Source organism: Pokkaliibacter plantistimulans, from assembly GCF_003194385.1.
GTDB lineage: Bacteria > Pseudomonadota > Gammaproteobacteria > Pseudomonadales > Balneatricaceae > Pokkaliibacter > Pokkaliibacter plantistimulans.
In genome coordinates this window covers 1-12,065 of record NZ_LAPT01000094.1, presented here as the reverse complement: position 1 = coordinate 12,065, position 12,065 = coordinate 1, and the positions used below count along the sequence as shown (strand labels likewise).

At 56.5% G+C, this 12,065-nt stretch carries 17 protein-coding genes; 10 read left to right on the top strand and 7 right to left on the bottom strand.

Annotated elements, in window-relative coordinates; translation table 11 throughout:
- Positions 1-14: 14 nt before the first annotated feature.
- From pncA to WH50_RS27005, 3 genes are all read right to left on the bottom strand, one after another.
- Entirely contained in the window at positions 15-674 is a 660-nt protein-coding gene (gene pncA / locus WH50_RS18610) for a bifunctional nicotinamidase/pyrazinamidase (RefSeq protein ID WP_110188818.1), read from the bottom strand.
- Positions 675-847: 173 nt separating this feature from the next.
- Positions 848-1,483 (bottom strand): N-carbamoylsarcosine amidohydrolase, encoded by a 636-nt coding sequence (locus WH50_RS18605; RefSeq protein ID WP_110188817.1) that lies wholly within the window; start codon positions 1,481-1,483, stop codon positions 848-850.
- Positions 1,484-1,494: 11 nt separating this feature from the next.
- On the bottom strand, positions 1,495-1,836 hold the full coding sequence (locus WH50_RS27005; protein WP_279305947.1) for an aspartate racemase/maleate isomerase family protein: 342 nt from the start codon (positions 1,834-1,836) through the stop codon (positions 1,495-1,497).
- Between the two features lie 22 nt (positions 1,837-1,858).
- Between WH50_RS27005 and WH50_RS27000 the strand changes: the two genes are divergently transcribed.
- Entirely contained in the window at positions 1,859-2,026 is a 168-nt protein-coding gene (locus WH50_RS27000; RefSeq protein WP_243410170.1) for a hypothetical protein, read from the top strand.
- A 126-nt stretch (positions 2,027-2,152) separates the two neighbouring features.
- Entirely contained in the window at positions 2,153-2,596 is a 444-nt protein-coding gene (locus WH50_RS18595) for an SRPBCC family protein (protein WP_110188816.1), read from the top strand.
- A 126-nt stretch (positions 2,597-2,722) separates the two neighbouring features.
- On the opposite strand, the gene WH50_RS18590 is transcribed toward WH50_RS18595, so the two are convergent.
- On the bottom strand, positions 2,723-3,715 hold the full coding sequence (locus tag WH50_RS18590; protein WP_110188815.1) for a BMP family lipoprotein: 993 nt from the start codon (positions 3,713-3,715) through the stop codon (positions 2,723-2,725).
- A 465-nt stretch (positions 3,716-4,180) separates the two neighbouring features.
- On the opposite strand from WH50_RS18590, the gene WH50_RS18585 reads away from it, so the two are divergent.
- From WH50_RS18585 to WH50_RS18570, 5 genes are all read left to right on the top strand, one after another.
- Positions 4,181-4,660, top strand: a complete 480-nt coding sequence (locus WH50_RS18585) for a (2Fe-2S)-binding protein (protein ID WP_110188814.1) — start codon at positions 4,181-4,183, stop codon at positions 4,658-4,660.
- A 54-nt stretch (positions 4,661-4,714) separates the two neighbouring features.
- On the top strand, positions 4,715-5,164 hold the full coding sequence (locus tag WH50_RS18580; RefSeq protein WP_110188813.1) for an ABC transporter permease: 450 nt from the start codon (positions 4,715-4,717) through the stop codon (positions 5,162-5,164).
- Positions 5,161-5,313 carry a hypothetical protein gene (locus WH50_RS26685; protein ID WP_207780385.1) on the top strand — a complete coding sequence of 51 codons (153 nt, stop codon included), beginning with the start codon at positions 5,161-5,163 and terminating at the stop codon, positions 5,311-5,313. The genes WH50_RS18580 and WH50_RS26685 overlap by 4 nt, the downstream gene beginning before the upstream one ends.
- Complete coding sequence (locus WH50_RS18575) at positions 5,310-5,882, top strand: ABC transporter ATP-binding protein (protein WP_243410168.1); 573 nt, start codon at positions 5,310-5,312, stop codon at positions 5,880-5,882. The genes WH50_RS26685 and WH50_RS18575 overlap by 4 nt, the downstream gene beginning before the upstream one ends.
- A 283-nt stretch (positions 5,883-6,165) precedes the next feature.
- The gene (locus WH50_RS18570) at positions 6,166-6,846 is read left to right on the top strand and encodes an alpha/beta hydrolase (RefSeq protein WP_110188812.1); all 681 of its coding nucleotides are present in this window, start codon (positions 6,166-6,168) and stop codon (positions 6,844-6,846) included.
- Between the two features lie 56 nt (positions 6,847-6,902).
- Here the strand turns inward: WH50_RS18570 and WH50_RS18565 are convergent, their stop codons facing one another.
- From WH50_RS18565 to WH50_RS18555, 3 genes are all read right to left on the bottom strand, one after another.
- Positions 6,903-7,355 (bottom strand): hypothetical protein, encoded by a 453-nt coding sequence (locus tag WH50_RS18565; protein WP_110188811.1) that lies wholly within the window; start codon positions 7,353-7,355, stop codon positions 6,903-6,905.
- A 67-nt stretch (positions 7,356-7,422) separates the two neighbouring features.
- Positions 7,423-8,091, bottom strand: coding sequence for a leucine-rich repeat domain-containing protein (locus tag WH50_RS18560; protein WP_110188810.1), 669 nt, complete (start codon positions 8,089-8,091; stop codon positions 7,423-7,425).
- A gap of 34 nt (positions 8,092-8,125) precedes the next feature.
- Entirely contained in the window at positions 8,126-8,437 is a 312-nt protein-coding gene (locus WH50_RS18555) for a cupin domain-containing protein (protein WP_110188809.1), read from the bottom strand.
- Between the two features lie 327 nt (positions 8,438-8,764).
- Between WH50_RS18555 and WH50_RS18550 the strand changes: the two genes are divergently transcribed.
- The 3 genes from WH50_RS18550 to WH50_RS18540 all read left to right on the top strand — a co-directional run bounded on the left by WH50_RS18550 (position 8,765) and on the right by WH50_RS18540 (position 11,802).
- Positions 8,765-9,748 (top strand): Bug family tripartite tricarboxylate transporter substrate binding protein, encoded by a 984-nt coding sequence (locus tag WH50_RS18550; protein WP_110188808.1) that lies wholly within the window; start codon positions 8,765-8,767, stop codon positions 9,746-9,748.
- The gene (locus WH50_RS18545; protein WP_104152068.1) at positions 9,745-10,194 is read left to right on the top strand and encodes a tripartite tricarboxylate transporter TctB family protein; all 450 of its coding nucleotides are present in this window, start codon (positions 9,745-9,747) and stop codon (positions 10,192-10,194) included. Before WH50_RS18550 ends, WH50_RS18545 begins: the two co-directional genes overlap by 4 nt.
- A gap of 72 nt (positions 10,195-10,266) precedes the next feature.
- Positions 10,267-11,802 carry a tripartite tricarboxylate transporter permease gene (locus WH50_RS18540; protein ID WP_110188807.1) on the top strand — a complete coding sequence of 512 codons (1,536 nt, stop codon included), beginning with the start codon at positions 10,267-10,269 and terminating at the stop codon, positions 11,800-11,802.
- Positions 11,803-12,065 lie beyond the last annotated feature (263 nt).

Genomic DNA, 12,065 nt, shown 5'->3' with positions numbered 1-12,065 from the left:
TTTTCAACAGCCTGTTAGAGAAGATCCGTGGACTGGATACGCTTTACCCCGGCTGCACTCATCCGCTCCCAGGCCACACCCAGCGAACCATTGAGGTCGATACCGCGGCAGGCGTCTTCGATCACATAGGTTGTCAGACCTACCTTGCGGGCGTCTTCCGCACTCCAGGCCACGCAGAAATCCGTCGCCAGCCCCACCAGAAAGACCGTGTCGATACCACGGGCCTGCAGATAGCCCGCCAGCCCGGTGTCGGTCTTCTGGTCGGCTTCATAGAAAGCGGAATAGCTGTCGATGGTACGGTGATAGCCTTTGCGAATGATCAGCTGTGCATGAGGCAACGCCAGCCCCGGATGCAACGCCGCATCATCCGTCCCCTGCACACCATGTGCAGGCCACAGCACCTGCGTGCCATAGGGCAGCTCAACGGTTTCAAATGGTTGTTTACCCTGATGCTGGGTGGCAAAGGAGATATGGTCAGCCGGGTGCCAGTCCTGGGTCAGCACCACATTGCTGAATACCTTGCCCAGCTGATTGATCAGCGGCACCACGGCATCCCCGTCTGCGACCGCCAGCGTACCGCCGGGCACGAAGCAGTTCTGTACATCAATCACCAGTAAGGCGCAGCGTTCTTTGTCCACCAGCAGGGACTGTTTCGATGACGCTCTCTCAGACATGGCACGCTCCCGGTTAATTACATCGGCTCAGGCAAAGCAGTTGATTCAGGTACACGGAATAATGCAGGCATAGTAGCAGCTGAACAGCGCCGTTGCAGACGACACTGCCCAGTCAGCCTAATGCAGGCTCAGATCGTGAACGACTTCTTAGCAATCGGCCTGCCAGTTAGCAATCAGCCTGCCAACTCAGCCAGCTTAGCCATCGCTTCTGACTTGCTGATGACATCACCGTACTTGTTGTCAATGTCGAACAGGTTCGATTCATGAGGCCCGGGATGACGATCCCCGACACACTCGCGGACCACGATGGTGCGAAAACCATGCTGTACCGCACCTACCGCCGTGGCACGGATACAGCCACTGGTCGAGCAGCCTATCAGCACCACGGTATCCACGCCCTGCGCCACCAGCGTGGCGGCCAGACTGGTGCCAAAGAATGAACTGGCGTACTGCTTGGTAAACACCAGCTCGGAAGAAAGCGGCAGCATGTCCGGGCAGAACTCGGCCAGTGGATTGCCTGCCACCATAGCCTTCATCACCGGAGCCTTTTTCACCCAGATACCGCCATCGGCAAAACCGGGCTGATAGCGAATGTTGGTATGCATCACCGGTGTGCCAAGGGCGCGGGCCTGCGCCAGCAGCTCAACGCTTTCGGCTAAGGCCGTCACCACACCGGGGGCAAACAGAGGCGACCCTTCGGTGGTATAGCCCTGCATGAAGTCGATCACAATCAGCGCCGCCTTGTTACCAAAGCCGATGCGGCTGTCCCACACGCCCTTGTAGTTGTCGGTCAGTGAGGTGGTACTCATAACTTCACCTCTCAGTACGCGCCAGACAGCAGAGCACCGGCACCGGGCACCACCGGTTCCAGCTCCAGTGCCTTGAGCATGGCGTAGGTGGTCGCTACGGCAGCGGTGACTACGGGTTTGCCCGTCAGCGCCTCGACCTTGGCAATAGCTGGCAGCGAAGGCATCTGCACACAGGCAGACAGTACGATGACATCTACATCGTCCAGATTGAGACCACTGACGATCTCCGGTAACCGCACAGGATCATGACACGCGACGTCAAGATTATCGGGAATCTCCAGGGCGATATGGTCCACCACATCAAAACCTTCGCTGGCAATATAGTCCACCACCAGCTCCGTCAGCGGCTTCATATAGGCCACCAGGACCATCAGCGTGAAATTTGTGGTCACCCTTGTCGCCATGGTTATTGGTGCATTACTGCTGGGCGAGCACCTGTCCACCCTGCAACTCATAGGCTCTGTCATCATTTTCTGCGGCTGCGCACTGGCGCTGGGAATAATACCCCAGCGTCGAGCCCCCGCCCTTGAACTGGACATCTGAACCACCACCCGCCGCCAGGACACTGGCGGCATCGGCGATTGCCGACTTTACTATCTCTCTGCAACTTCCCTGTGCGCCACCCGACCCGAAGGCAAAACACCACAACGAAGCTCAAGGAGAGCAGCCATGCCCAATACCGTTCGCCTGCACCGAGTTATTCGCACCAGCCCTGACACCCTCTACCGGGCTTTTCTGGAAGCGGACGCCATCTGCAAATGGCTACCACCCCACGGTTTTACCTGCACAGTGCACGAGATCGATGTCAGAGTGGGTGGCCGCTACCGCATGTCGTTCACCAACTTCAGCAATGGTCAGCAGCACAGCTTTGGTGGTGAATATCTGCAGCTGGAGCCCGGCGAGACCATCCGTCATACCGACATTTTTGAAGACACCGGCCTGCCCGGCACCATGGTGACAACGATTTCACTGGCACCGGTTTCCTGCGGCACCGAGCTGCACATCGTGCAGGAAGGCATACCCGAAGCCATTCCTGTTGAGCATTGCTACCTTGGCTGGCAGGAATCACTGCAACTGCTGGCATTGCTAGTCGAGGCCAAAGTGGGCGAGTGACCTGCCCTAAAGCAAACGCCCGGCCAGAGCCGGGCGTCGCCAAAGAACAGATGTGCTATCCAAAAAAAAGAACAGATGCACCATCCCCAAAAAAGAACAGATATCTATCCCAAAATAGTTACAGCATCAATAAGTACAGGCATTGTCCGCCATGTAGTCATGGACCTGAATCTTGCCGGAGACGATATCTGCCTGAATTTCTTCCATTTTGGCCTTCATGTCAGCGGTGATCAGATCCTTGTTGTACTGATCATAAGCCCAGGACACACCATTCTCAGCCAGACCCAGCGCCTTCACGCCCGGCTTCCAGGTGCCATCCTGCACTTCCTTGAAGGTGTTGTAGGCAGCCACATCCACGCTCTTGACCATAGAGGTCAGCATCACGCCGGGGTGCAGGTAGTTCTGGTTGGAATCGACACCGATGGCATATTTATGCGCATCTGCTGCTGCCTGATATACCCCCAGACCGGTGCCGCCAGCTGCGGCGAACACGACGTCGGCACCGCGATCAAACTGGCTCTTGGCCAGCTCACCGCCTTTACCGGGGTTATTCCAGGCCTCAGGGGTGGAGCCGGTCATGTTCTGATACACCGTGATGTCCTTGTTGATATACTTGGCGCCCTGCTCGTAGCCGCACTCAAAGCGACGAATCAAACCGATATCCATGCCGCCGACGAAGCCCACCTTGCCGCTCTTGCTGGCCATGGCAGCCAGGGCACCAACCAGGAATGAACCTTCCTGTTCCTTGAAGACAATGGACTCTACATTGGGCTGATCGACCACCGAGTCAATAATGGCAAACTTGGACTCGGGGTTTTCCTTGGCGACCTTTTCCAGTGCATTGGCCTCGTCAAAACCTACCGCGATGATGGGATTCATCTTGCGCTTGGCCATTTTCGACAGACCCTGCTCGATCTGTGGCGTGTTGGTTGGCTCAAACTCAAACACCTTGATGCCCGTATCCTTGGTGAAGCGCGCCACACCATTGACCACTGACTCGTTGAATGACTTGTCGAACTTTCCACCAAGCCCATACACCACTGCCGGCTTGAACTCTTCTGCCTGCACCTGAGACGCCACCAGTAAAGCCAAACCTGTTACTGCCAGTACTTTCTTCATGAGTCACCCTTATTAGTGGTCCTGGGCACTGCTTTCTGTTGCTGCGCCCGACTAATCCTTCACAGCCGTTTTCAGTGGCTGACACCACTTTCTGACTGGATGGTCAATTTCTCTAGCAAATTCAGTGCACACTCTTCAATCAGAGCAAATCAGATAGCAGCTAATGCCGATGGTGACAACGCCATACCCGCTTCACGGCGCAAATTTATCTCAGCTCAGCACTGATTTGCCACCATACGCTAGCCCGGTCTGACCGGCCCCCGGCGATACCCATGCATACATTATTAACAAGATCGGAAATACCACCCGAAAACTGCCTATTCAGCCAGTAAAAACAAGGCCAACATCTTTCTTTGTTAAGTAAACACCACATTAACTTAAGCTGATCGCGACTGCCGATGATGAAAGATAACCCAGACCATCCGCTGATCTTATGGGTCAATGGCAAACCGGTAAGACCGACCATTGCAGCAGATCCCCCCCCTGCTGCTGGCACTCTGCAACGACCTGCAACTGAACGGCCCGCAATATGGCTGTGGACTGGGCGAATGTGGTGCATGCACGGTATTACTGGACGGAAAAGTGGCACGCTCGTGCATGTTACCCGCACAGGTAGCAGTGGGACGCGAGGTAACAACACTGGAAGGTCTGGGCAGCCTCGACCATCTGCATCCGGTGCAGCAGGCCATTATCGAGGAGCAGGCAGCCCAGTGTGGTTACTATCTGAACGGGATGGTAATGATTACAGCGACACTGTTACAGCACATCCCCCGCGCCGTCGATCTGGTCAAATCCGTGGCACAGCGCGCTAACAGGGAAGCACGCGAGGGCAGCTGGAAGCCCAAGGCAGCCGTCGGCAACATCGTCAAGGGCCGCGGCTTTGCTACGCCCGTGACATCCACAGTAAATTCCCCGGCTTCGGCGCGGCCTGGGCGGCCTGGGTAGCGGATCAAGGCCCTGCTGACAGCATACTGTCTGCCGCCGTGTTCGGCGCTGGACATGGAATCCATCGACACCGCGCTCGTGATCGTGATCGTGATCGTGGTAGTAGGCAGCATGGGCTCGATTCCCGTTGCTTTCCTTGCAGCAGTGCTGATCTCTGAGCTGAAGGCACTGTGTATTGCCATCGGCAACCTGCACCTGTTCGGCATGGACTTCGCCGTGCCCAAACTGACTCTGGTGGTCGAGTCTCTGGTAATGGTGCTGCTGGGCGGTATTCAGACCCTGATCGGGCCGATAGCCGGTGCTCCGCTGTTCACCTGGCTGCACGACTCCATTGCCCGCGAAACCGAATACTGGAAAGCCGTACTGGGTCTGGTGGTACTGGTACTGGTGCTACTGTTCCCGGCCGGTATCGTCGGCACCCTGCACCATGCCTACCTCAGCCTGCTGAGCAAAAGCCGCAAGCTGGCCAAACCCGTCGCCAAAGAACTGAAGGAGGCGCTATGACCGCTCAGCCAACGACCCTGCTCAGTGTGCAGAACATCAGCAAATCCTTTGGTGGCGTCAAGGCGGTCAAGGGTGTGTCCTTTGACCTGCCACGGGGCCAGCTGCTGGCCTTGCTGGGCCCAACGGCGCCGGCAAATCCACCACCATGAAGGCCGTCATGGGCCTGCTGAACCGCACCCAGGGTGATATTCACTTCTGCGGTGAAAGCATCCGCAATGCCAGCCCTCACCGTATCGCACAGATGGGCATGGGCTTCGTCCCCGAAGACCGGCGGGTGTTTACCGATCTGACCGTAATGGAAAATCTGGAAGTCGGCCGTCAGGCGATCCGTCAGGACGCTCCTCACTGGACCCCGGAAAAGCTGTTCAGGCTGTTCCCCAATCTGGGGGAAATGCCCCATCGCCCCGGTGGTCAGATGAGCGGCGGTGAGCAGCAGATGCTGACGGTCTCACGCACCCTGATGGGCAATCCCTATCTGGTGCTGCTGGACGAACCATCGGAAGGCGTAGCCCCCGTGATCGTCGAGCAGATGGCCAACATGATTCTGCAGCTCAAACGCGAAGGGCTGTCGATTCTGCTGTCCGAACAGAATATCCACTTCGCCGAGCTGGTCAGCGACCGCGCCTATGTACTGGAAAATGGCCATATCCGCTATCAGGGCAGCATGGCCGAACTGGCTGCCGATGAGGAAGCAAGACGCGCCTATCTGGCCGTCTGAGGTTCCCCTCTGCCTGCTGCGCGCCAGCCATACGGCGTGAACAGACCTGCAGCATGCTCATTCAGGACAATGTTCATTCAGGACAAGCAACCTCTGGACGTTCTGACCTCAGGAACGCCAGCCTTACCGCCTGCCGGGTAATCGTCAGGCGGCTTTTTTATCCCACTGCCTGCTGATTACCCGCCATTTCAGAAAGAATCCATCTTGCTCCCCCGGCTTTTTCCGCCATACAGGAAGCCCTAGGCTAAGCAGATAACATCGGCCCACTACCAGAGTGACTATCATGGGATTTTTCTCTTCTGCTGCCGCCCTCACCACTGATCCGGCCTCAGGCCTGCAATATCGCATTGCGCCGCGTACCAGTTCAGCTCACGCCAGAGCGCGGCTGCTGCTGTTACACGGTGTTGGCGGTAACGAAGGCAATTTTGACGGCATCGCCGAACAGCTGGACCCCGAGCTGGAAGTCGTGCAGGTACGCGGACCGCTGACACTGGCGGCAGGCCAGTACGCCTGGTTTATGGTCAGCTTCCAGACTGGCAGCCCGGTGATCAACGCAGAACAGGCCAACACCAGCCGCCAGCAGCTGATCAGCCTGATTGCCAGCCTGCAAAGCACCCGCTCCTTGCCTACGGTGATTGCCGGGTTCAGTCAGGGCGGCATCATGAGCGCCGGTGTTGCCCTCACCTCGCCCGCCAGCGTCAGCGGCTTTGGCCTTCTCAGCGGCCGTATCCTGCCCGAAATTGAACCCCTGCTGGCAGACAGCGCGGCCCTGGCCAGCGTACAGGGCTTTATTGCTCACGGTGAGTTTGACAACAAATTGCCGGTGGACTGGGCACACAAGGCCACAGCCTGGCTGGAGCGTCTGGGCGTACCTCATCAGGTCCGGCTGTATCCCATGGGGCATGAGCTGAACCGGCAGGTAGTGGCAGACTTTTCCGGGTGGCTGCAGACCCTCCTACGATGACGGGTCGCCCCTCGCATACAACGACCGGGATTTAACCCGCGTTGTATGCACCGCATTCAGGGGCTCGGAGCAACCCTCCCGATCAGCCTGATCATCGGGGTGTCAGCACAGACCACCTCCAGACAATCGTCCTGCGTCACGATCATATGTGACCATTCGCCCTTATTGCCCATAAAGAAAGTGAGCGGACTTTCCCGGTGCCAGCCATGGCCCTTCACTCTGAACGTACAGCCCAGCCCTTTGGGCAAGCTACCCCAAAGTTCATCCAGTCCATGTTCGTCAAGGCATCGAAAAGCAGAGACCCGGTCATAATGCACTTCAAACAGGCTTTCCGACTCTTTATGGAAAATGCGGGCGATCAGGTCATTATTCCGGTGCTTGCTGTCGCCGGTGACCTGATACTTTTTGCCATCCGAGGTCGTTAATTCCCAGTTCTCCCTTCCCCATGACAGGTCGACAAGAAATACCTTGCCGCCGGTAAAAGGCGTTTGCCATTCTTCAAATTCCATTTTTCGCCTCCAGACTGAGTAACCGTTCTCTCTATTCACATAATTCGATTTAAAGTCGCTTCTATATTCAAAAAAGATTGTACTTAAATGTAGATCGGCCATTGCTGTATACAGGTGACTTAGCATCTGCCGCTCTGAGTTGAATAAAATTACTTAACTCTTCATAGCGGCAGTCAAAGTGATTTTTATCTGAAAAGGCTACATTCAGCAGCGTTTCTGACTCATATAGCTTACGCAGATTACCATCCACCACATTTGTCCCAACAAATCTGAGATCAACAAGCTCAGGAAAATCATGAATAAAATCCAGATTTTCAATTGGAGCACAGTCGTTTAAGCAGAGCACTTTCAATTTAGACAAAGACCTAATTTCGTCTGTTATCACAAATTTCCTGCTATTTCCGATATGCAGCCATTCGAGATCCTGACTCAAATCAGATATACCTGCATCATTTTCCAACTTGATACAGTAATTAAGTTCAAGCCGCTTCACTCCTCTGAATGAATCAATGCCCCGGAAATCAGTGATATTTGAACGATTAAACTTAAGATATACAGGATGATCCAGACCTTTTAGCTCCGAGAAGCACTTTGATTTTGGTTTGAAGTCATCAATAACGAAGTAAGCTCCACCATTTGGAACACTCCATGCCTTTTCTGTCTGGTTAAAGACAGTATGGTAAAACTTTCCTTCTTCAAGCTGTTCATACCAGATAGTGTTGTAAGACCAATCCATGATAATCAACCTCTTTAAAAGACGACCTCACAGATCACACACTACCTTCCTTTTCAACCACCAGTATTCTTGCTTCGCCCACTGGATGAGCGACATGCTCAGTGCCGACGGACGCAAAGAAAATATCGCCAGTATTCAGCAAGGCAGATTTCTCCAGACCATCCTCTTTGAAAAACATTTCCACAGTGCCATCAAGTACCACAAATACTTCTTCACCGTCATTTACGTGCCACTTGTAAGGCTCTTTTGTCCAGTGCAAGCGCGTTGTCACGCCGTTCATATTGGCAATATCTTTCGCTCCCCAGGAGCGGTCAGCTTTAAATTGTTTAGCTCTGATAATTTCCACGTTTCCCTGCCTCAGATGCTATTGACCGAATTACCGGTTGTGTAAATCAGGCCAGCATACAACCACCCATCAGATGAGGACATGCCTCTTTGCTGCTCTCCCTGTGTTTCTCGCTTACCGAGCATAAGTCTGCAACAGAGGGTGTCATTGATTTTCCCCATGACAGGTTCATGAAAGGTACAGGCTTTAGTATCCACTGCTGACATCGTCGATCCTTGGTCGATGTCACTGGCTGACTGACTACCGTCTACCCATAGCGGCAGCGGCTTAACTCAGCCATCTGCACAAATACAAGAACGCCAAAAGCACAATAAGAAGGAACCCTTCATGTCTGTACCTACCCTGCTGCGTCGCAGCCTGATTGCCCTCACCCTGAGCGGTGCCATCACAGCCGTCCATGCTCAGTCCGGTAACCCTGAATGTCTGGCCCCAGCCAAGCCCGGCGGTGGTTATGACCTGACCTGCCGTCTGGCTGCCAATGGCCTGGAGCAGACTCACCTGCTGGATAAGCCGATGCTGGTCAACTATATGCCCGGCGGTATCGGTGCGGTGGCCTATAACCACGTCAACGGGGTGCGCAGCGATGACCCCGACCTGATTGTCGCCGCCAGTACCGGCGCTGCGCTGAACCTGGCACTGGGCAAATTCGGCAAGCAGTACACGGCCAGTGATGTGCGCTGGGTTGGCGCGCTGGGTGTGGACTACGGTGCCATCGTGGTCAGTGCTGATGCCCCCTGGAAAGACCTGCCCGCCCTGATGAATGACCTCAAGGCCAATCCCGGTGCAGTAGCCATCGGCGCTGGCGGTACTGTCGGCAGCCAGGACTGGATGAAAGCCGCACTGACCTCCAAAGCTGCAGGCGTAGACCCCCGCAAACTGCGTTACGTATCGTTCGAGGGCGGTGGTGAAGCGCTGGCCGCACTGCTGGGCGGACATATTCAGGTTTTCACCGGTGATCTGTCTGAACTGAAATCACAGCTGGATGGCGGCAAGATCCGCGTACTGGCAGCCCTGTCGGAAGACCGTGTTGGTGGCCCCTATGCCAGCATCCCCACGGCCAAAGAACAGGGTTATGACGTCGAATGGCCGATCTGGCGCGGCTACTACATGGGCCCCAAAGTCAGCGATGCGGACTATCAGGCCTGGGTCAAGCGCCTCGAAGAGCTGAACCAGAAACCGGAATTCGCGCAACTGCGTGACGCCCGTGGCCTGTTCCCCATGGCCAAGTTCGGTAGCGACTTCGACAGCTATGTGAAGAAGCAGGTCGCTGACTTCCAGGCACTGGCCAAAGAAGTAGGTCTGATCAAATGAGTACTGCCGCCGACCGAGTTCTCAGCCTGCTGCTGCTCGGCCTGGCGGCCTTTGTCGCCGTCCAGGCCAACCAGCTCGAAGTGCCGTTCAGCTATGACCCTGTAGGCCCCAAAGCCTTCCCGATGTTGATGGCCGCCGTGCTGGCGGTGCTGGCGCTGGTGCTGCTGGTACGCCCCGGCAAGGGCAAGCCCTGGCCCCGCGGCATCCTGCTGGTCAAGCTGGTCAGTGTGCTGGTGGTTCTGGGCGCCTATGCCTGGGCATTCTCTGCTCTGGGTTATCTGCTGGCGACCGCTGTCACCAGTGGCATTCTCGCTTATCTGTTCAACGCCGGAGCATTGCGCGCCGTGCTTGCCGGTGTGCTGCTATCCATTGGCAGTTACCTGCTGTTCACCTACGCCCTGGGTATCACTTTGCCCTGGGGTCACGTGCTGCCCGCTCTGGGCTGAATGTTCAGTTGAGCCCGACACCCCGCTGCCACTGCCGGTAGCGGGTGTGGTGCTATCCGCGAGGACTCTTCCATGTGGGATTTCCTTATCCACGGGTTTGGCGTAGCCATTACCCCGCTCAATATCGGTCTGGTGCTGATCGGTTCGCTGCTCGGCACCCTGTTTGGTGCCCTGCCCGGCATCGGCCCTATCAACGGTATCGCCATTCTGATGCCGCTGGCCTATACCCTTGGCCTGCCACCGGAATCAGCTCTGATTCTGCTGGCAGGTATCTATACCGGCTCCGAATACGGTGGTCGTATGTCGAGCATTCTGCTTAACGTCCCCGGCGATGCCGGTGCGGTGATGACCACCATCGACGGCTATCCGCTGGCCCGGAAGGGTCTGGCTGGCCCTGCGCTGGGCCTGTCGGCAGTCAGTTCCTTTGTGGGAGCAACGCTGGCCATTGTCGGCCTGACCCTGTTCGCGCCCTTGCTGGCTATCGTCTCGGTGAAGTTTGGCCCGGCAGAATACTTTGGCCTGATGCTGTTCGCCTTCGCTTCCATGTCGGCCATGATGGGCAACGACCCGGTGAAAACCCTCATCGGTGCGGTGCTGGGTATTCTGGTGGCCACCATCGGCATCGACTCCGGTACCGGTGTCATGCGCTTCACCTTTGATATGCCCGAGCTGTATGACGGTATCGATTTTGTGGTGCTGATCATCGGCCTGTTTGCCATCAGCGAGATTCTGCTGATGCTGGAAGAGGCCTTTCACAGCAAGGGCGATGGCGCAATCGCCCCCATTGGTCGGGTCATGGTGAGCTGGAAGGAAGTGATGTTCTGCAAATGGACCATGCTGCGCTCCAGTCTGATTGGCTTCGTTATTGGCGTACTGCCCGGCACCGGTGCCTCGGTGGCCAGTGCGGTGGCCTATACCACGGAAAAACGTGTGAGTGACCGCGACGGTACATTCGGTCACGGTGATATGCGCGGTCTGGCCGCTCCGGAAGCCGCCAACAACGCCTCGGCGGCGGGTTCGTTTGTGCCCATGCTGACGCTGGGGATTCCCGGCTCAGGCACCACTGCGATCCTGCTTGGCGCGCTGATGCTCTATAACATCACTCCCGGCCCGACCCTGTTCAGTGATCAGCCGGTCATTGTCGGTGGCCTGATTGCCTCGCTGTATATCGGTAATGTGGTACTGCTGGCCCTCAACCTGCCGCTGGCCGGGGTCTTCGCCCGGGTGCTGACCGTGCCCAAGTGGGTGCTGGTACCCGGTGTGGCGATCCTGTCCTTTGTTGGGGTTTATCAGTTGCACTCTGACCTGATGGCGATCTACCTGATGCTGATCATCGGGGTCTTCGGATACCTGCTGCGCAAGTTCGGCTTTTCTCTGGCGCCCATCATTCTCGGTTTTGTACTGGGCCGTCTGATGGAAGAAAACCTGCGCCGGGCACTGGCCATCAGCGGTGGTGATGTGTCAATCCTGTGGGAGTCAGCCCTGTCACTGGGTTTATGGATTGCCGCCGTAGCGGTGATGGTGGCGCCCTGGGTACTGGGACGCCGCAAAAGCCCCAGCGTCGCCCACGCAGCCGAAGGTAAGGCCGAGGAGCTGGCTGCCGATTAGTCGTCCAGCAAACCTGATCCTGCCTGCCAAAGCCGGAGCCACTGCTCCGGCTTTGGCGTTTCTGGCAGAGCCACTTGCTCAGCTGGATGGCAATTGCCCGGTGCCGGTGCGGTTCGTCCCTCACCCGCACCCTACGGAGGGATTGGTGCAGATGCCGTAGGGGGCGGTAAACAAAGTGAACCGCACCGTGTAAATGTCCGAAGTGCCTGCCTTTAAATACGTAACTGGTGCGGTTCGTCCCCCACCGGCACCCTTGTATCTCT